We start from the raw sequence: 19,239 nt of genomic DNA on the forward strand, positions 1-19,239 counted from the left end.
CAAACATAACGGAAGCTTTCCGGCTACCGCGCCAGCAGCTCCGGCGCCGTGGTGCTGCGAGCAGCGGAAAGGCCGCTACGCCGGGCGCCGCAGCTTGGTAAACACGTTGTTAAGCCCCTCGGCCCAGGTGGGGTGGGCAATAATCATGTTCTGCAGCGTGGGGTAAGGAATTTTGCCCAGCATGGCCAGCTGAAACATGGTCATGATTTCCCCGCCCTCGGCGCCGAAGATGGCCGCGCCGAGCACTTGGTCTTTGTCGTCAACCAGAACTTTCCAGAACCCGGTGGTGCGGCCGGTTTCCCGGGCCCGCCCGATGGTGCGCACCGGCATGGTGGCCACGCGGTACGGAATGTTCTGCTCCCGGGCCTGGTCCTCATTGAGCCCGATGCGGCCCAGCTGAGGTTCCGTAAAGACGGTGTAGGGCAGGGGCCGCCGCTTGGCCGAGCGGCGTTTGCCGTGCAAAATGGCATCCCGCACCACCCGGTAATCGTCGTAGCTGATGTGGGTGAACTGGGGGCCGCCGTGCACGTCGCCGAGGGCGTACACGCCGCGGGCGGCGGTTTGCAAGTTGCGGTCGACTTGGATGTAGCCTTTCTCGTCGGTTTTGATGCCAGCCTTGCTCAGGTCGAGCGTATCGGAGTTGGGCGTGCGGCCGGTGGCGATGAGCAGGTGGGAGCCGCGCAGTCGCCTTTCCCCCTCGGGAGTGGTGGCCGACAGCGTGATTTCCCCGGCCGCGTTCTGCGACACCCGCCGGGCTTCGGCGCCCAGCACGAACTCCACGCCCTCGGCTTCGAGCATTTCCTTCATGGCCTGGCACACGTCGGCGTCTTCGTGGGCCAGCAGGCGCTTACCGGCCTCGATGAGCGTGACGCGGCAGCCGAAGCGCCGAAACATCTGCCCAAACTCCACCCCGATGTAGCCCGCGCCCAGAATCAGCAGGTGCTCGGGCAACTCCGGCAGGTCGAGCAGTTCGGTGGTGGTCAGGTAGGGCACGGCGTCGAGGCCGTCGAGTTCAGGCACGGCGGCCCGGGTGCCGGTGTTGAGAAAAATCAGGGGCGCCTCGAGTTCCTGCTCGTCGCCCTGCACCAGCGTCACGCGCAGGGCGTGCGGACCAGTGAAGGCCGCGTGCCCGCGCAGCACCGTGATGCCGGGGTGCTCCTGGGTCAGGTTTTTGCGCAGTCCGTCGCGCGAGTGCTGCACCAACGCGTTTTTGGCCGCCATAATGGCCCGAAAGTCAACCTCGGGAGCGGAGGTGCGGATGCCGTAGTCGGCGGCGGTGCGTACCTGGTGGGCCCGCTCGGCGGCCGCCAGCAGGTTTTTGGTGGGGGAGCAGCCGTAATTGACGCAGGAGCCGCCCAAGTGATTTTCTTCCACCAAAGCCACCCGGCGGCCGGCGTCAGCCATGGCGTAGGCCAGCGGATTGCCGGCCTGACCGGAGCCAATAATTACAACATCGTAGGAAGTAGGCATAAAAAGCAGAAATTGGCGGGGAAAGCAGCCCGGGCGACGGAGCCGGGGCTGGCCCGAAGCTCAAGTGTTGGCTATACGGGCCGCCGGCCCCCGCGGCTATTCACTAAAACCGCCCGGCTTTCGTTCTGCCCTTGTTTCCACCCGGCCGCTCCTCATGCACGCTCTGGTTCGTTTCGCTTTCCTCGCCCTGCTGCCCGCCCTGGCGGGCTGCGCGTCGCTGTATTTTCCGCCCCCGCCCCAGGCGCCCCTGCTCACCCAGAAAGGCGAATTCAGCGGCGGGCTGCACACCAACTTCAGCAACAATACCGCCTTGCAGGGCGCCTACGCCCTCGGCGACCATATTGGGGTGCTGGGCAGCGCCTCGTTTCTGCACTCCAACAAGAAGCAGTCGTTCTTCGGCAGCAAAGCCAACCGGGAGTTTGTCGACCACGATTTCGGTGAAGTGGGCATGGGCTACTTCACTCGCCTGCGCGACCAGCGCGTGATTGAATTCTACGGCGGCTACGGGCTGGGCCACACCAAGCGCACCGAAAGCCGGGAGGGGCTGACCACCCAAACCCTGGAAGGCAGCCTCGATAAGTACTTTTTTCAGGTCAACTACAGCAAAAAGGAGGCGAAGACCCTGCATCTGTTCGGCCGCGACTTTCCGATGTCCTACGGGGCGGCCATGCGGGCCAGCTACGTGCAGCTCAACAACTTCACCATCGACGGCCAGAAGCACGAAGCCGAGGACAACATCTTCTTCGAGCCCATTACCTTCACCCGCATCCAGGCCGTGGGGCCCATTCAGCTCCAGCTCATCAGCGGCAGCAACTTCGGGTTGCGCCACCGCAAGTTTCTGAAGGCGGCCAACTCCGTGTTTCAGCTCGGCATTGTGGTAAACCTGGGCGGGCAGGAAGGCAAGCGGTAAGCAGCTTACTTGCTTTCGAAAAACTTGGCTTTGGACCGCTTAAACAGGCCGCCGGTGGTGGCTACGAACACCGTGTCGCCCAGGGCTTCGAGGCCGGTGATGTCGGCGCGCTGCAGTCCGTCGTCCTTCAGGGGGCGCAGCCGGAAGTTGGTGTCGGTGAGCTTGAGGGTGAAGATAAAGTTGTTGCCAAAGCCATGGAAGACGCCCACCAAGCTGTCGCCGACGGGGTGCATGGAGTTGAACTGCAAGCCGCTGGGCGTGTTGCCGCTGAAAACCCAGGTTTCGCCGTCAGTAGTGGAGTAGCCGAGCTTGGCCCCGTGCATGTACACCCGGTTGTTCCACTTATAAATCGTCTGGGCACCCGTCCAAGTGCTCAATACCTGCCGCCAGCTGCCGTCCTGCTTGATTTTATACAGTCCCTCATTGCCGCAGTCGACCAGGAAATAGTCGTCGATAGCCGTGACCAGGGTAGGAAACGACGGGTAGATTCCGATGTCTTTGAAGGGGATACGGATAACCTTGGGCCGCAAACTGGGCTGATGGGTGAAAGGGTCGGCGCTGGGCTGTACCTCGGTCAGCACTAGGTGCAGCTGCCCATCGGCAGTACCGGCCATGGTCTCGTAGGGAAACAGCAGGTAGTTGTTGCGGTTAATGGCGCCGAACTTGGCGAAGGTGAAGTAGTTGCGCTGTACCCGCAGGGCTTGCTTGTCCAGGCGTTTCAGGTAGAGGTAATTGCTTGCGCCGGAAAGCACCGGATACGCATTAGGCGTAACGGCCAGCAGGGTATCCCGGTAAGTAGCGAAGAAGTCGGGCCCCAGCGGCACGCGCAGACTGATGTCAGTGGAAAACGGATAGATATACTGGGTGATGTCGGGGCTGTTCTGCTGGTAGCGCAGCGCGCAGAATCCGCCGGGCTGCTGGAAGTACAGTGCGTTGGGGCCGCGCCCGATGCCGAGCAGGATTTTAAAGCTGCCCAGAAAGGGCACTTCCGCCCAGCTGTACTGCTTTTCCGTTTCCTGAATCTTGATGACCTCCACTTCCTTTTTGCAGGACAGCAGCAGGGTGGAGGCCAGCAGAGCGCCGCCGAATAAAGCGTGTTTAATCATTGTAATAGCGTAGTGACGGGATAACTATCGGCGAAGCTAACAAAAAAGCTCCGCTTGCTGAGCGGAGCTTTTCGGCTGACTTAGGCCCGATGAACCCGAATCTGAGCTAGTTTTTCACTACCCGCACGGTGCGCTGCTCATCCTGTACCTGCACCCGGAGCAGGTACAGGCCTGCGGGCAGCGTGCTGGGCAGCGTAAGCTGGCGGGTGGCGGGCAGACTCCCGGCCGCCAGCACGCAGCGGCCGGCCACGTCGTAAAGCGTCACCTGGGCCGGGTATTCCTGGGGCAAAGCCACCGTCAGGGTACCGTGGGCCGGGTTGGGACACACCTGCAGGCCAGCCAGGCGCTGGCCGGGGCGGGTGCTGGTGGCGGTGTAGTTTGTGATGGAAATATCGTCCAGGTTCAGGCGGGGCGGCAGCGCCGTGGCCCGGTTGCTGCTGCTGATGCGCAGGCGCACGGGGCCCACGCGGTTGGCCGTAAAGGAATAGGCCGTCAGGTTGGCCGTCAGCGTCGGGGGTGGGCTGGTGCCCAGCAAGCTCGAGTAAGTCACGCCGCCGTCGGTGGAAATTTCCGGCAGGAACGTCGCGCCGGTTTCGTTGCTGTACGCCGCCGCGTGGATCGTGACCACGCCCGCGCCGTTGGGCTTGTCGGTATCCATTTCCAGGATGCCGCCCCCGCGCAGCCGCGCCGACTGCAGCCCATTGAACTTATCGATGCCGGCCGTCGTGCCAAGCAGGGCTTCGGCCAGGGTCCAGCCGCCGCTGCTGAGGGCCACCGAGGCCGCCGCGTAGCTGGTTTTGGTGCCGGCCTCGAAGTTTTCAAAAAACGCCGGGGGAGCGGCCGTTACGGTGAAGGGCTGAGCGCTGACGGCCGCACCATTGGAGTTAGTGAGCGTAATCAGGCCGCTGGTGGCGCCGGCGGGCACCACCACGTACACCTCCGATTCCAAGGGCACCCGCGGGGCGAGCTGCGCAGCAGTGCCGTTAAACGAAACCCCGATGGAGGTGCCCGGGACGGATAGATTACTGCCCCGAATTGTCACCTGCGTACCTACCGGGCCGCTGGCGGGCGAAAAACCGGTGATAATAGGTGGCCCGGGGTTGACGGTGAAAAAGCGCATTTGCGGGGAACTGCCCCCACCCCCGGGCGGCGGGTTGGCGGCCAGCAGGTAGGTCAGCTGGGGGCTGGTCACGCTGGGCAGGTTCACGAGGGCTTGCAGCTGCGTCGACGAAATGTAGGTAGCCGTGAAGCTGGCCGCGTTGATTTGAATGCTGACCGTGGCACCCGGTACGAAGCCAGTGCCATAGAACGTCATCAGCAGGGGCCGCCCGCCAATGCCCGACGTGGGCGAGATGCTGGTCAGCACGCAGGGCGGGTTGGGCGTGGCTGCAGCCGTTACGGTGCCCGATACGGCCACGTTCTGGGTGGTGGCGCCGGGGCTGCTCACCGTCACGGTGCCGCTCAGCGGGCCCAGGGCCGCGCCAACCAGGCGGATGTAGAGCGGCACGTTGGTTACCAGTCCGCCGGCTTGGGTGAGGGTGATGCTGGGGCCGAAGCTGCTGCCCGAGATCCAGGAAACCTCGTAGCCGGCCGGGGCGGTGGCCGTCACGTTGCCGGTCAGGCCGGTGCCGTTTACCAGGGCGCTTTGCTGGGCCGAAGGCGTCCCCACGGCCGTTGTGAAGCCGCCCAGGCTGCTGGGGCTCACCGTCAGGGTGGGGCCGGTTTGGCTGAAGGCGGCCAGGCCGGGTAGTAGCACGAGCAGCAGCGTCAGCACAAAGGAGTAACGTTTTCTCATAGTGGCAGCGGGTAACGGTAAAAATTGAAGCCAGGGTACTTTTTAAAGATAGAAATTGCCAGCCAGCAAAAAGGCCCCGACTTGCGCCGGGGCCTTTCTATTCTTAACGGCAGGAGCCGGAATTACTTGCCGCTCAGTACGCGCAGCATCGTGTCGCCGATTTCGGCGGGCGAATCCACCACGTGGATGCCGCACTCGCGCATGATGGCCATCTTGGCGGCAGCCGTGTCGTCGGCACCACCTACAATAGCGCCGGCGTGACCCATGCGGCGGCCGGGAGGGGCCGTCTGGCCTGCAATGAAGCCTACCACGGGCTTCTTGTTGCCGGTTTCCTTGATCCAGCGGGCGGCTTCGGCTTCCATGCCACCCCCGATTTCACCGATCATCACGATGCCCTCGGTTTCGGGGTCGTTCATGAGCAGCTCCACGGCTTCCTTAGTGGTGGTGCCAATGATCGGGTCGCCGCCGATGCCGATGGCCGTGGTCTGGCCCAGGCCGGCTTTGGTGAGCTGATCCACGGCTTCGTAGGTCAGCGTGCCCGACTTGGAGACGATGCCGATTTTGCCTTTGGTGAAGATAAAGCCGGGCATGATGCCCACTTTGCACTCGCCGGCCGTCATCACGCCGGGGCAGTTCGGCCCGATCATGCGCAGACCCTCGCGGCCCTTGAGGTATTCCTTCACCGCAATCATGTCCTTGGTCGGAATGCCTTCGGTGATGGTGACGATGACTTTGATACCGGCATCCGCTGCTTCCATGATGGCGTCGGCGGCGAAAGCCGGGGGCACGAAGATGATGCTGGTGTCGGCGCCGGCCTGCTCTACGGCTTCGGCCACCGTGTTGAACACGGGCCGGTCGAGGTGCTGGGTGCCGCCTTTGCCGGGCGTGACGCCGCCCACCACGTTGGTGCCGTACTCAATCATCTGCTGGGCGTGAAACGAGCCTTCGGAGCCCGTAAAACCCTGCACAATCACTTTGGAATCCTTGTTGACCAGAACGCTCATTCGGGGAGGGATTAGAGAATACTATCGGTTTGACGTGGGAACCAGTGCGCCCTGCCGGGCTACCGGTGTGCAAAAGTAGGCTTTATTTGGGGGTGGGACAAGCCAGCCGCCGGTTCGGGGGCAGCCCCGGCGCCCGGCCGGCAAATCGGACGCCGGGCCCGGGCCCAATCCGCGGGCCGCAAGCCGGCTGGGCGTGGTTTGAGCCGCCATGGGCGGGGCAGCCCGGAGCCGGGCGTAAATAGTGCGCGGCAGGCCGGGGCTCCGCGGGCAAATCCGTACCTTTGCGGTCCTCTCACTCACTCTCATCTCTCTCATGTACTTCAACAACGTCATTGAGGCCATCGGCAACACCCCGCTGGTAAAGCTCAATAAGGTCGCCGACGGCATCAAGGGCACCGTGCTGGCCAAAGTCGAATATTTCAACCCCGGCAACTCGGTGAAAGACCGGATGGCCATCAAGATGATTGAGGACGCCGAGCAGGCGGGCCTGCTGAAGCCCGGCGGCACCATCATCGAGGGCACCAGCGGCAACACCGGCATGGGCCTGGCCCTGGCCGCCATTGCCAAGGGCTACCAGTGCATCTTCGTGATGAGCGACAAGCAAAGCAAGGAGAAGCAGGACATTCTGCGCGCCGTGGGCGCCCAGGTGGTGGTGTGCCCCGTCGATGTGGCGCCCGAAGACCCGCGCTCCTACTACTCGGTGGCCAAGCGTCTGAGCGAGGAAACCCCCAACTCGTTCTACCCCAACCAGTACGACAACATGTCGAACACGGCGGCCCACTACGAAGGTACCGGCCCCGAACTCTGGAAGCAGACCGAAGGTAGCATCACCCACCTGGCCTGCGGCGTGGGCACGGGCGGCACCATTTGCGGCACGGCCAAGTACCTGAAGGAGCAAAACCCGGCCATAGTGGCTGTCGGGCTCGATACTTATGGCTCGGTCTTCAAGAAGTACAAGGAAACCGGAATCTTCGACGAAAACGAAATCTACCCGTACAAGACCGAGGGTATTGGCGAAGATATTCTGCCCAAGAATGTTAACTTTGACTTGATTGATCTGTTCATCAAAGTCACTGACCAGGATGCGGCCGTCATGACGCGCCGCCTGGCCAAGGAAGAGGGCTTGTTCGTAGGCTGGTCATGCGGCTCGGCGGTGCACGGCGCTCTGGAATACGCCAAGGAGCATCTGAAAGAGGAAGACGTGATGGTCATTATCCTGCCCGACCACGGCACGCGCTACCTCGGTAAAATTTACAACGACGACTGGATGCGCGAGCAGGGCTGGCTCTAGCACCCCGGTCCCGGCCCGCAAGAGCCGGATTTAAGCACGTTAACGCCCCCTCCCCCGAACATGGCTAAGAAGCTGCGCAACGTAGTGCTGGTCGACGACAACGAGACGACCAGCTTTCTGAACAACCGTCTGCTCAATCGTTTGGGCGTGGCCGACAAAGTCTACACCTTTACCCGCGCCGAGCAAGCCTATGACTTTCTCTGGGGCAAGGGTGAAAACGCCGGTTCGATGGCGCCCGACGTGCCGCAGCTGGTGTTTGTGGACTTGAAAATGCCCGGTATGGACGGCTTTGAGTTCTTGGAGCAATACAGCCAGCTACCCGCCCCGATCAAGGAAAAAACGGTGCTGGCCGTGCTGACAACCTCCATGCACTCGGCCGATACGGCCCGCGTGGCCAAGTTCGAGGGCGTGGAGTACTTGGCCAAGCCCCTGACGGAGGAGAAGATGGAAAAGCTGCTGCAAAAGCGCTTCTCCGACAACTAATCCAGACGGAAGCTCAGTATAGCCAAAAGGCCACTGCAAGTATTTGCAGTGGCCTTTTGGCGTAAAAAAAGCGGGGTGCTGGCTACACCACTGCGTCCACGAACTGGAAGGCTTCGCCGTCGAATAAGCCTTTGTCGCTGAGCTTGAGGCTGGGAATAACGAGCAGAGCCATAAACGAGAGGGTCATAAACGGGGCGCCCAGCGGGCTGCCCAGGCGCTTGGCCAGGGCATCGACGGCGGCGTAGGCGTCGGCCACGCGGTAGCCGGGCTGGTCCGACATCAGCCCCGCCACCGGCAGGGGCAGCAGGATTTCCTCCCCGTCGAGGCCCACGGCGGCCAGCCCACCCTGCGCCTCAATGACCAGGTTCACGGCCCGGGCTAGGCTCGCGTCGTCGCAGCCCACGGCGGTGATGTTGTGGGAGTCGTGGCCGACGCTGCTGGCTAGGGCGCCGAATTTCAAGCCGAAGCCCTGAATAAAGGCCACGGCCGGGGCCGCCGGAGCGTAGCGGTTCACCACGGTCAGCTTGAGCACGTCCTGGTCCACGTTGGGCACCACCAGCCCGTTGGCGACGGTGGCCGGCAAATCGTGGCGGGCCGTGATGAGCTGGCCGTCGAAGCACTCGATGACGCGCACGGTGGGGGCGGCATTCGGGGCCTGCAACTCGAAATCCTGGGGCTGCACGGGGCGGGCGTGGAAGTTGTTGAGAACCGGGCAGGGCACCGACGGAATCCGGGTTTCGCCGTTTTCAGCCACCAGCACGCCGTTCAGGTAGGTTTGGCGCACCAGAAAGTCCGTCAGGTTGTCGACCACGATAAAGTCGGCGGCATCTCCTTCCCGGAGCAGGCCCACGGGCAACGTATAGTGCAGCACCGGATTCAGGCAGGCCACGCGCAGCACCTTGAGCACGTTCTGCCCGCGGGCCACGGCGCGCTGCACGAGCTGATTGATGTGGCCCAGCACGAGCGTGTCGGGGTGCTTGTCGTCGGAGCAAAACATCATATTCTCGAAGTGCTCGGGTAGCAGATCAATCAGGGCGTCGAAGTTGCGGGCCGCCGAGCCTTCCCGGATCAGGATTTTCATGCCCACGGCCAGCTTGTCGAGGGCCTCTTCGGCCGTGAAGCACTCGTGGTCGGTGCTGATGCCGGCCTCGGCGTAGCGCCGGGCATCCTCGTCGCGCAGGCCGGGGGCGTGCCCGTCCACGGGGCGGCCGTAGCGCTGGGCCAACGCAATTTTTTCCATCACCTCCGCGTCGCGGTGCAGCACCCCGGGCCAGTTCATCATTTCGGCCAGGTAGCCGATAGCCGGGTTTTGAAACAGCTGCTCGATGTCCGAGGCGGTGATGGTGGCGCCGGCGGTTTCAAACGGGGTGGCCGGTACGCAGGAGGGCGCGCCAAAGCAAAACTTAAACGGCACGCTGCGGCCGCTTTCCAGCATGTACTCCACTCCGGCCACGCCCAGCACGTTCCCAATTTCGTGGGGGTCCGACACGGTGGCAACCGTGCCGTGCGTGACGGCCAGACGGGCAAACTCGGCCGGCACGAGCAGGGAGCTTTCCACGTGCACGTGGGCGTCCACGAAACCCGGCAGGGCGTAGGGCAGGGTCGGGTCGGGGGGGGCGGAATCGGTCAGTTCCACCGCGTGGATTTTGCCCTCGCGCACGTGAATGGTGCCCGGGGCTATGGAGTTGGCAAACAGGTTGATGACGTTGGCGCGCAAACTGAATTCGGCGGGCATAGGGCAGGCGGAAAGAAGGCGGGGAGTTGAGATTGGTCGGGTGCGAACGGGTAAAGAACCGTATATTTGCCGAAAATCTGCGCCGGTGAGAAAGATTGTGACTTTGCTGTTGGCTGCCCTGATATCAGGTTCCGGCCTCGTGACGACGGGCTGTGCGCGCCGCACCACCCAGCAGAAGAAAACTGCCTCGTACAAGCGCAAAACCAAATTCGGCAAGGCCCCCTGTCCTTGCGACAGTCACTAGCCGGGCCGGCTTTTCTGCCATTCGCTTTAATTTCTGCTCCTTCCCTTGTGAATCACCGCTGCGTCGTTGCCCACGTCTTCCGCTTTTGCCTGCTGGCCGCGCTGCTGGTAGCTGGGCGCGGCGTCGTCGGGCAGGCCCGCGCGGCTTTTATTGCGCCCGGCAGCTACGACAAGCTCACCCGCGACCCGACGCTGCGCTACGAGCCCGGCAGCCACCCCGGCTCCTTCCGCGGCCTCGACGGGCAGTGGCATAGCGTCCAGATTGCCGACTGGCTTATCGACCGGGTATACATGAACGAAACCGGCGTCTACTACCGGGCTTTTTCGCCCGAAGACATGACCGCCTTCGTGGATAAGTACGCCGACACGGTGATTACCGTGACGGGGCTGCCCCCCGGGAAGCTGGGGCGCTTTGCCGCCGTCTTTGGCCGCCAGAAATTTCGCGCCGCCGGCATGCAGCTGGTCGACGTGACCGAGCAGCCCACCAGCCTGATTGGCATTCTGTTTACGCCCCATAAACTGGTGGTGCGCAAAAACGCGGACGGCTGGCTGGTGGTGCCCCGGCAGAAAAAGGCTTTTCAACAGCTCATGCTCGTGCTGCTCGCCGACGACCCGGCGGCCGTGGCCGAGCTGCGCACGGGCCGGGTCGGACGCCCCCGGCTGCTGCCCCTGCTCGCCCGATACGCCGAAGCGCGCACCACGTACTTTTTGCAAACTGCCGCCCGTCCTCGGCCCTAACACCAATAGCTATGCAGTATAGTAAGGGGGCATCCGCAAAAAATGACCGCGCAGCCACGCTCCGAGCTTGGCCGCTTAGGGCAACGGGTTTCCGGCTGGTAGGCTTGCTCGGCCTGCTGGTGTTGAGTGCTGGCTCGGTGCAGGCCCAGTACAGCAATTACGCCCTGCCCAAGATTATCAAGTACCAGCCCGGCTCGTACCAGCTGGCCGATGGTAGCTGGCACGGCGGACAACTTTATCCCGACCAGGGAGAGCACCTGCGCGTGCGCAACCCGGACGATAAAAAGATAACCGAGTACCAGCCCCTGGAGGTGAAGGCTTTCGTGGTGGAAGGCGACACCTTCAGCGTGATTCGGAACATTGATATTTCGGCCCGCCGCCGCGTGGCCAGCGCGTTTGCCAAGCAACTCTACCGCTGCGGCAATTTTACGCTGCTGGACTTCGAGCACGGCGCTGCCGGGGCCGCCACGGTGATGCTCGGCGGCCAAACCCCGCAAAACGACTTGGTGCTGCAGCCCCGCCTCGGGGATGCAGTGCGGGTGCCGGCTTCCCGGGGCGCCTTCGAAAAAACTATGCTGCCTTTGTTTGGCGACTGTCCGGAGCTGGCCCAGAAAATCAAGGCCGGCAAGGTCGGGCGGCAGCACATGAAAAGCATTTTGCAGACTTACGCCCGCTGGCAGCAGACCGCGCCGGCAGGTGGCAACTAACTGTTTCTTTCCTATGACCTCTGAAAACCCCTTGGTTGCCCTGCGAAATGCTGCCGAAGCCGTGCGCCAGCAGCTGCAGCTCAACAGCTACGACGAAACTGCCGTACAGCGGCTCGACGAGTTCATTGAAACCCAACGCGCTACCATCAAAGAGGAAGACCGGGAAGGGGTTATCAAAGCCCTAGGCTGCTTTCTGGGCCAGTGCCTGGTCGATACCTACCACGGCACCTGGGCCACCGGCCCCGACGCCACCACCGGCGTGGGCATCAACGGCAACCACTTTTTCAATCCCTTCTTCCGCGTGTCCCAGCACCTAGCGCTGGGGCAGAAAGAATCGGTAGCTGCTTTTTTTGCGAGTATTCCCGCACGGTTGGCCGCTGAGCCCCGTCGTAAAACCTGGATTTAGTGTCTGATTCTAGCCCCACCCGCCCTTCCGCGCCGACCGACTTTGCCATGAGAAAAATCGTCATTGCCATCGACGGCTACTCTTCGTGCGGGAAAAGCACCACGGCCAAGGCCGTGGCCGCCGAGCTGGGCTACGCCTACATCGACACTGGGGCCATGTACCGGGCCGTGACGCTTTATTTGCTGGAGCGCAACATTGCCTTCGACGACTTGCCCCGCATCGAGCAGGCCCTGCACGACATTCACATTGCCTTCAAGCGCAACCGTAAAACCGGCCGCAACGAGCTCTGCCTCGACGGCGTGATTCGGGAGGACGAAATCCGGCAGATGCGCATTTCCAACTCCGTGAGTGAGGTGTCGGTGATTCCGGCCGTGCGCCACACGCTCGTGCGCCAGCAGCAGCGCATGGGCCGCAAGCGCGGGGTGGTCATGGACGGCCGCGACATTGGCACCACCGTGTTTCCCGACGCCGAGGTGAAGGTGTTTATGACCGCCGACGTGGTGACCCGGGCCGAGCGGCGCCAGCAGGAGCTGGCCGCCAAAGACGAGCACGTAGCCCTGGAGGACATTGTGGAAAACCTGCGCAAGCGCGACCATATCGACTCCACCCGGGCTGAAAGCCCCCTGCGCCGGGCCGCCGACGCGGTGCTGCTCGACACGACCCACATGGTGATTGAGGAGCAGGTAGATTTCGTCCTGGAGCGGGTGTCGGCGAGCCTGTTTTCGCTGGCAGCCCTGGGCAACGACCAAAATGGCCGCGAGGCTGTTGTTTGAGAAGTAGAGCGAACTAGGGCGCGAAACTTGCACTTAACGCCACGGTCAGATTGTTGAGAGAAAACTATGGACGTTACCATCGATAAAAATTCCGGCTATTGCTTCGGCGTCGAGTTTGCCATTCAGATGGCCGAGGACGAGCTGGCCCAGGAAGAAACGCTGTATTGCCTCGGCGACATTGTGCACAACCGCATGGAGGTGGAGCGCCTGCACGCCCACGGCCTGCGCATCATCGACCGGGAGCAGCTCGAAACCCTGCACGACTGCAAGGTGCTGATCCGGGCCCACGGCGAGCCGCCGGAAACCTACGAGCTGGCCCTGCGCAACAACATTGAGCTCATCGACGCTTCCTGCCCGGTGGTGCTCAAGCTCCAGAACCGCGTCAAGCACGCTTTCGACGCCAGCCAGCGCCAAAACGGCCAGATTGTCATCTACGGGCAACCCGGCCACGCCGAGGTGGCGGGCCTCACGGGCCAGACCGGCAACCGCGCCATCATCGTTATGAACGAGGCCGACCTGGACCAGATTGACTTCACCCGGCCCGTGACGCTGTTCAGCCAGACCACCAAGAGCACCGCCGGCTTCTACCACATGAAGCAGGTAATGGAGGAGCGCATTGCGGCCGCCGGTGGCGAGCTGGCCTCGTTCGATGCCAACGACAGTATCTGCCGGCAGGTCAGCAACCGGGAGCCGGCCCTGGCCAAGTTCGCCCTGCTCCACGACGTAATTATCTTCGTGAGTGGGCGCAAAAGCTCCAACGGCAAGGCCCTGTTCAGCGTGGTCAACAAAACCAACCCGCGCAGCTACTTTATCGAAAACGAGGAGGAGCTGCAGGAAGAGTGGTTTGAGGGCGCCAGCAGCGTGGGCATTTGCGGGGCCACCAGCACGCCCATGTGGCTGATGCAGCGCGTGGCCGACCGCATTGAGCAGGTGCCGGTGGGGGCGTAGGACCGCACCCGCGAAGTTTCGTTATTTGCCCGGCCGGTTTCGGTCGGGCATTTTTTTGGCTTTTTCTGATGCGTAAGGTTTTCAACTACTTCCTCAACGGCTTCCTCATCATCGCGCCCATCGGCCTGACGGTGTACATCCTGTTTGCCTTCATCAGCTGGCTCGACAACACGTTTGAGTTGAAGTGGAACGACCAGCACATTCCCGGCCTGGGGCTGCTGCTGGTCATGGCCATGGTGACGGCCGTGGGATTCATTGCCAAGTCGTTTATGGTGCGGCCCTTCCTGATTCTGGCCGAGCGGGTGCTGCACCGCACCCCGCTGGTGAGCATCATCTATTCCAGCATCAAGGACCTGTTCGACGCCTTCGTCGGCGACAACCAGAAGTTCAACCAGCCCGTGCTGGTGCGCCTGAATGCGGCCGACCAAACCTACAAAATGGGCTTCGTGACGCAGGTAAGCATGGCGGCCATTCACCGGCCCGCGCTGATGGCCGTGTACTTTCCGCACTCCTACAACTTCTCCGGGGAGCTGGTGCTGGTACCCGAAGAAAATGTGTCGTTCCTGGATCTGCCCAGCAGTGAGGTTATGAAGTTCATCGTCTCGGGCGGCGTGTCGAAGCTGTAGGAGCGGGAGCTAATCGGGCGGCAATGGGGTTAAGGAAGGCTGGCAGCCTGCCGCGCAGTATCACTTCCCAAATCTGACTTGAAAACCACGCTTCATTACCGCCGCTACGGCACCGGCCCGCGCCCTATTCTGGCCTTCCACGGCTACGGGCAGAGTGAGAGCCATTGGCGGGGCTTGGCAACTGCGCTTGGCCCAGGAGTCAGCATTTACTCCTTCGATTTGTTTTACCACGGCCAGAGCCGGCTGGCCAAAGTCGATGCGCCCCTGAGTAAAAAGCGCCTGGGTGAGCTGCTGGATGAGTTTCTGACGGCCCACGGCATCGACACGTTTGGGCTGCTGGCCTTCAGCATGGGCGCCAAGTACGCCCTGACGGCCGTTGAGCAGTTCGGGCCCCGGGTGGAGCAGGTCTGGCTGATTGCGCCCGACGGCATCCGCACCCAGTTCTGGTATTCGCTGGCCACGTATCCGCCCTGGATGCGCGGAGTACTGGGCCGGGCCGTGCTGCGCCCTCAGCGCCTGCTGCGCTTCATCGATACGCTGGCCCAGCGCCGCCTCGTCGACTCGGGGCTGGTGCGCTTTGCCCAGTGGCAGCTCGATAGCCGCGAGAAGCGCCTGCGCGTGTACCGCAGTTGGACGGGCTTCCGCAAGCTGGTTTTCGACCTGAAAAAGCTGGCGGCCGTGCTCAACCGCCGCCCCACGCCCGTCACGTTCTTCCTGGGCAAGTACGACCGGGTGATTCCCCACGCCGGGTTGCAGGAGTTTATCGGCTCCCTGCACAATGCCCGCACCGTGCTGCTCGACGCCGGCCACGCTGGCCTGATCTACGACGTGGCCGCCTACATGCACCGTCACCCGCAGCAAATGCAGTGGTAGCCGCGCTTATGGCCGGCCCAGCTCCGCTTCGTACAAGCGGCGGGTTTCCTCGTCAAACACCACGAAAACCACCGCTTCCGGCGTATCGTGAGCGGCCAGAAAGGCCCGTACTTCCGCCACGGCCACAGCGGCGGCATTAGCCTTGGGGTAGCCGTAGACACCCGTGCTGATGCCAGGAAAGGCAACGCTGCTGAACGAGCGTGCCGCGGCCAACCGCAGGCAGCTCTGGTAACACTTTATCAATTCTTCGGCCTCGTGCTGGTGCCCACCGTGCCAAACGGGTCCCGCAGTATGGATGACGTAGTGGGCTGGTAAGTTGCCACCAGTAGTGGCGACTGCCGCGCCCGTCGGTAGCCCATGCGGGTAGTTTCGTTCGCGCAGGTAGCGGCACTCTTCCAGAATCTGGGGGCCGCCGGCGCGGTGAATGGCCCCGTCCACGCCGCCCCCGCCGAGCAGGCTGGAGTTGGCCGCATTGACGATGGCCGCGGTATCGACTTTGGTGATGTCGCCTTGGTAGAGCCAGATGCGGCCGAAGTGTTGGGTCTGGGCACGCCAGTCGGGGAGGGGAGCGGGCATCGTAAGCAGAAGTAAAATGAGGAAAAAGGCGCCGGCTGGTCGGGAGCCGCCGACGCTTCATCCGGGCTATTCCACGCTTCGGCCGGAAAGGTTGCCGGCTGGGAATATTAGAATTGCGAAATGTAGGGTCGTGCGCTACTTTTAGACCATTCTTCACCCCCAAGCCCTACTTCCCATGGAAGCTACCAACCGTGACCCCGAACTGTGGCGCATTGCCAAATCCCGCGCGAAGTTTAAATCCCACCTGTTCACTTACCTGTGGGTCAACGCGCTGCTCTGGATTATCTGGGCCCTCACCGCGGGCCAGCACGACGACTGGCACATGGGCCGCCACGGCTTCAACATCCCCTGGCCCGTCTGGTCGACCGTATTCTGGGGCTTAGGCGTGTTCATGAATGGAGTGCGCGTGTACAGCGGCTTCGGCGGGCAGATGTCGGAGCGCGAGTACGAACGGCTGGTGCGCGAGCGGGAAGGCCGCTAACGCCACCTTGCTACCGCCACCACGCCGCGTTGGGCAGCGGCCCGGCGCCCAGCGTGACGGGCTGCCCCAGCTCGGGCGTAGCGAGAGGCAATTGCCGGCGGGCGGCCTCGGCGGCGGCCCGCTTCGGCGGCTCATTCCAGGCGTGGTGAGCTTCGGTAAAGGCGCCCCAGTGCACGGGCTGCATCACCCGGGCCCGCACGTCGAGGGCGGCCTGCACGCTTTGCTCGGGCAGCATGTGAATCTGGGCCCACTGCGCGTCGTACTGCCCGCATTCCATCAGGGCCAGGTCAAATGGCCCGTGTTGCCGGCCAATTTCCGCAAAGTGGGGGCCGTAGCCTCCGTCGCCGCTGTAAAACACCCGCTTCGTGGCCGACTTCAACACCCAGGAGCTCCACGACGTGGAATTGCGGTTGGTCAGGCCCCGACCCGAAAAGTGTCGCGCCGGGGTGCTGACGATGGTGAGACCCGGCAGGCGCACTGAGTCGTGCCAATCCAGTTCCCGCACTTTTTCCGGGGCCACGCCCCAGGCCAGCAAGTGGGCTCCCACGCCCAGGGGCACGTAGAAATGGGCCGTCTTGTCCTTGAGCCGCAGAATGGTCTGGTAGTCGAGATGGTCGTAGTGGTCGTGGGAAATCAGCACCGCGTCGATGGGCGGCAGCTGCTCGGCCGTAATGGCCAGCTGGGGGTTGTAGCGCGTGGGCGTCACCCACGACAGCGGCCCCATCTTCACGCTCAGCATCGGGTCGAGCAGGATGTTCTGGCCCGCTATTTCCACCAGGCTGGCCGAGTGCCCAAACCAGGTCACGCGCACCAACTCCGGGGTTTTGCGGGTGATGCTGAGCGAGTCGAGGCGCTGGAAGGGCAGGGGCGCGGCCGGGGCCGCCGCGGGGTTTTTGGCGAACAGAAACCGCCACAGCGCCGAAAACGTGCTGCCGCCGGTCATCATGGTGGTGGGCATCAGGTTCTGAAACTCGCCGTCGAGATAGTGCCCGGACTGGGCGTAGGCCTGCTGCTGGGCTTTGGTGGGCTTGCCACCCAGCTCGGGGCTCAAGTTGGCGAAGGCCACGCCCGCCAATAGCAGTAAGGCTACCACACCCAGCGCCAGCCGGGCCAAGAGTTTAAAGATTCGATACATCAGCAACGGATAAAAAGTCGGCCCGCGGGGCGGGAGGTTGTGTACGGAAGTTGGGCGCCCGGCGTGTTTACTCTGACGAAATGATACGACAAATACTTTAGCGCCGGCGGTTTGCGGCTCGGGCGGCGGGGAATGTCCGGCGCGGCGCAACCTTCGGCCGGGGGCGCGGGTTTGAGGCAGTATGATGCGTCGCCTACTTCCCCTCGCCCTGCTCACGCCACTGGCGTTTGGCTTCACCACCGAATCCCCGTTGGCTGCTGCCGATGCCAACCTGAGCAAAATCAAGCTGCCCGCCGGCTTCACCATCAGCTACTTCGCCCAAGGCGTGAAAAGCGCCCGGGAGCTGGCCCTGGGGCCCGACGGCACCGTGTACGTGGGCACTAAGGACGACAAGGTCTTTGCCCTGCCCGACCGCAACAAGGACGGCCGTGCCGATGAAGTTGTCACCATTGCTACGGGCCTGAACGCGCCCAATGGCGTGGCAGTGCGCAACGGCGCGCTCTACGTGGCCGAAATCAACCGGGTGGTGCGCTACGACAACATCGCCAAAACCCTCAGGCAGAAACCCAAGCCCGCCGTGGTCTACAACCAGCTGCCCAACAAGGACTGGCATGGCTACCGCTACATTGCCTTCGGGCCCGACGGCAAGCTCTACGTGCCGGTGGGGGCGCCCTGCAATTCCTGCGAGCCGGAGGAGCCCATTTTTGGCACCATCAACCGTATGAACCCCGACGGTACGGCCTTCGAAACCGTGGCCAAGGGCGTGCGCAACACCGTGGGCTTCGACTGGAGCCCGGTCGACAAGGCGCTATGGTTCACTGACAACGGCCGCGACCAGCTCGGCGACAACACCCCGGCCGATGAGCTCAACCGCATGGCCGCGCCCGGGCTGCACTTCGGCTTTCCCTACTTCTTCGCCGGCGACGTGGCCGACCCCGAGCTCAGCGCCGGCAAGTCGGCGGCTACCTACACCAAGCCCGCCCGCAAGCTGGGCCCGCACGTGGCTGCGCTGGGCATGAAATTCTACACCGGCAAGCAGTTTCCGGCCCAGTACCGCAACCAGATCTTTATTCCCGAGCACGGCTCCTGGAACCGCAGCAGCAAAATCGGCTACCGCATTACGCTGGTTAAGCTCGACGCCAGCGGCAAGCAGGCTGTGAGCTATGAAACCTTCGCCGATGGCTGGCTGCAGGGCCAGAAAAGCTGGGGCCGCCCCGTGTGCCTGCTCACCCTGCCCGACGGCTCCCTGCTCGTCTCCGACGACCAGAACGACGCCGTCTACCGCATCAGCTATAAGTAGTGAGATGGTGAACTTGTGAAATGGTGAGTGCGACGTTCTGGTGGTGCAGTTCTGCGCTATCCGCGCCACGGGCGCAACTAGAATGACACCTCACCATTTCCCCACCTCACTATTTCACCATTTCCCCTCTATCTTGCCCGCACGATGAAAAAGCAGCGGATTCCGAAGCGGGTAGTGGGGCGGCGCGAGTTGGTTGATTTTCCGCAGTTCAAGCTCTGGGGCGTGGAGGCCAAGGTCGATACCGGCGCTTTCACCGGGGCCCTGCACTGCTCCAACATCCACGTGGAGCCTCTGCCCGACGGCCGGCCCGTGCTGCGGGTGCTCCTGCTCGACGCCGAGCACCCGCAGTTCAACGGCCGCCCCCTGGAATTTGCCGACTTCACCCTGCGCGACATCAAAAGCTCCAACGGCGACGTGCAGGAGCGCTACGTGATTCGCACCGTCATCCGGCTCTTCGGCGAGGACTTCGACACGGAATTCTCCCTATCGGACCGCTCCGACATGCGCTACCCGGTGTTGATCGGGCGGCTGCTGCTGCGGCGCGGGCGCTTCGTGGTCGACGTGGCCCGGCGCAATGTTTCTTACCGGTTTTTGAATGCGGCTAAGTCGCGGCCATAGCGGCATTGCGTACTTTTACCG

At 63.0% G+C, this 19,239-nt stretch carries 19 protein-coding genes and 1 pseudogene; 13 read left to right on the forward strand and 7 right to left on the reverse strand.

All coding sequences use genetic code 11. The features are described from left to right. Positions 1–75: 75 nt before the first annotated feature. Positions 76–1,470 (reverse strand): mercuric reductase, encoded by a 1,395-nt coding sequence (locus tag EWM57_RS06030; RefSeq protein WP_129920239.1) that lies wholly within the window; start codon positions 1,468–1,470, stop codon positions 76–78. 154 nt (positions 1,471–1,624) lie between these two features. Here EWM57_RS06030 and EWM57_RS06035 point away from each other — a divergent pair, with 154 nt between their 5' ends. After that, entirely contained in the window at positions 1,625–2,380 is a 756-nt protein-coding gene (locus EWM57_RS06035; protein ID WP_129920240.1) for a hypothetical protein, read from the forward strand. Between the two features lie 5 nt (positions 2,381–2,385). Here EWM57_RS06035 and EWM57_RS06040 read toward each other — a convergent pair whose 3' ends face one another. The 3 genes from EWM57_RS06040 to sucD all read right to left on the reverse strand — a co-directional run bounded on the left by EWM57_RS06040 (position 2,386) and on the right by sucD (position 6,285). Beyond that, entirely contained in the window at positions 2,386–3,486 is a 1,101-nt protein-coding gene (locus EWM57_RS06040; protein WP_129920241.1) for a hypothetical protein, read from the reverse strand. Between the two features lie 106 nt (positions 3,487–3,592). Continuing rightward, complete coding sequence (locus tag EWM57_RS06045) at positions 3,593–5,281, reverse strand: T9SS type A sorting domain-containing protein (RefSeq protein ID WP_129920242.1); 1,689 nt, start codon at positions 5,279–5,281, stop codon at positions 3,593–3,595. A gap of 122 nt (positions 5,282–5,403) precedes the next feature. Next, entirely contained in the window at positions 5,404–6,285 is an 882-nt protein-coding gene (sucD, locus tag EWM57_RS06050) for a succinate--CoA ligase subunit alpha (protein ID WP_129920243.1), read from the reverse strand. A gap of 313 nt (positions 6,286–6,598) precedes the next feature. On the opposite strand from sucD, the pseudogene EWM57_RS06055 reads away from it, so the two are divergent. Continuing rightward, positions 6,599–7,573, forward strand: a pseudogene (locus EWM57_RS06055) (PLP-dependent cysteine synthase family protein); the annotation flags it as partial. A gap of 63 nt (positions 7,574–7,636) precedes the next feature. After that, positions 7,637–8,059 carry a response regulator gene (locus tag EWM57_RS06060; RefSeq protein WP_129920245.1) on the forward strand — a complete coding sequence of 141 codons (423 nt, stop codon included), beginning with the start codon at positions 7,637–7,639 and terminating at the stop codon, positions 8,057–8,059. Between the two features lie 82 nt (positions 8,060–8,141). On the opposite strand, the gene ade is transcribed toward EWM57_RS06060, so the two are convergent. Then, a complete protein-coding gene (gene ade / locus EWM57_RS06065) occupies positions 8,142–9,794 on the reverse strand; it encodes an adenine deaminase (RefSeq protein ID WP_129920246.1) in 1,653 nt (550 codons plus the stop codon). A gap of 291 nt (positions 9,795–10,085) precedes the next feature. Between ade and EWM57_RS06070 the strand changes: the two genes are divergently transcribed. The 7 genes from EWM57_RS06070 to EWM57_RS06100 all read left to right on the forward strand — a co-directional run bounded on the left by EWM57_RS06070 (position 10,086) and on the right by EWM57_RS06100 (position 15,108). Next, entirely contained in the window at positions 10,086–10,775 is a 690-nt protein-coding gene (locus tag EWM57_RS06070; RefSeq protein WP_129920247.1) for a hypothetical protein, read from the forward strand. A gap of 104 nt (positions 10,776–10,879) precedes the next feature. Beyond that, the gene (locus tag EWM57_RS06075) at positions 10,880–11,482 is read left to right on the forward strand and encodes a hypothetical protein (RefSeq protein WP_129920248.1); all 603 of its coding nucleotides are present in this window, start codon (positions 10,880–10,882) and stop codon (positions 11,480–11,482) included. A 13-nt stretch (positions 11,483–11,495) separates the two neighbouring features. Then, the gene (locus tag EWM57_RS06080) at positions 11,496–11,888 is read left to right on the forward strand and encodes a hypothetical protein (protein ID WP_129920249.1); all 393 of its coding nucleotides are present in this window, start codon (positions 11,496–11,498) and stop codon (positions 11,886–11,888) included. Positions 11,889–11,935: 47 nt separating this feature from the next. Then, positions 11,936–12,661, forward strand: a complete 726-nt coding sequence (cmk, locus tag EWM57_RS06085; RefSeq protein ID WP_129920322.1) for a (d)CMP kinase — start codon at positions 11,936–11,938, stop codon at positions 12,659–12,661. A 66-nt stretch (positions 12,662–12,727) separates the two neighbouring features. Continuing rightward, entirely contained in the window at positions 12,728–13,609 is an 882-nt protein-coding gene (locus tag EWM57_RS06090; RefSeq protein WP_129920250.1) for a 4-hydroxy-3-methylbut-2-enyl diphosphate reductase, read from the forward strand. A 68-nt stretch (positions 13,610–13,677) separates the two neighbouring features. Next, positions 13,678–14,235, forward strand: a complete 558-nt coding sequence (locus tag EWM57_RS06095) for a DUF502 domain-containing protein (protein WP_129920251.1) — start codon at positions 13,678–13,680, stop codon at positions 14,233–14,235. Positions 14,236–14,313: 78 nt separating this feature from the next. Next, positions 14,314–15,108 carry an alpha/beta fold hydrolase gene (locus tag EWM57_RS06100; RefSeq protein ID WP_165370429.1) on the forward strand — a complete coding sequence of 265 codons (795 nt, stop codon included), beginning with the start codon at positions 14,314–14,316 and terminating at the stop codon, positions 15,106–15,108. Between the two features lie 6 nt (positions 15,109–15,114). Here EWM57_RS06100 and EWM57_RS06105 read toward each other — a convergent pair whose 3' ends face one another. Further along, entirely contained in the window at positions 15,115–15,684 is a 570-nt protein-coding gene (locus EWM57_RS06105; RefSeq protein ID WP_129920253.1) for an O-acetyl-ADP-ribose deacetylase, read from the reverse strand. 175 nt (positions 15,685–15,859) lie between these two features. Between EWM57_RS06105 and EWM57_RS06110 the strand changes: the two genes are divergently transcribed. Then, entirely contained in the window at positions 15,860–16,165 is a 306-nt protein-coding gene (locus EWM57_RS06110; RefSeq protein WP_129920254.1) for a 2TM domain-containing protein, read from the forward strand. Between the two features lie 10 nt (positions 16,166–16,175). On the opposite strand, the gene EWM57_RS06115 is transcribed toward EWM57_RS06110, so the two are convergent. Further along, positions 16,176–17,300, reverse strand: a complete 1,125-nt coding sequence (locus EWM57_RS06115; protein WP_129920255.1) for an MBL fold metallo-hydrolase — start codon at positions 17,298–17,300, stop codon at positions 16,176–16,178. A 181-nt stretch (positions 17,301–17,481) separates the two neighbouring features. On the opposite strand from EWM57_RS06115, the gene EWM57_RS06120 reads away from it, so the two are divergent. Together EWM57_RS06120 and EWM57_RS06125 are read left to right on the forward strand one after the other, a co-directional pair. Continuing rightward, complete coding sequence (locus EWM57_RS06120; protein WP_129920256.1) at positions 17,482–18,600, forward strand: PQQ-dependent sugar dehydrogenase; 1,119 nt, start codon at positions 17,482–17,484, stop codon at positions 18,598–18,600. A gap of 144 nt (positions 18,601–18,744) precedes the next feature. After that, positions 18,745–19,218 (forward strand): ATP-dependent zinc protease family protein, encoded by a 474-nt coding sequence (locus EWM57_RS06125; protein ID WP_129920257.1) that lies wholly within the window; start codon positions 18,745–18,747, stop codon positions 19,216–19,218. Positions 19,219–19,239: the final 21 nt, after the last annotated feature.

It is taken from the genome of Hymenobacter persicinus (assembly GCF_004167665.1).
Lineage (GTDB): Bacteria > Bacteroidota > Bacteroidia > Cytophagales > Hymenobacteraceae > Hymenobacter > Hymenobacter persicinus.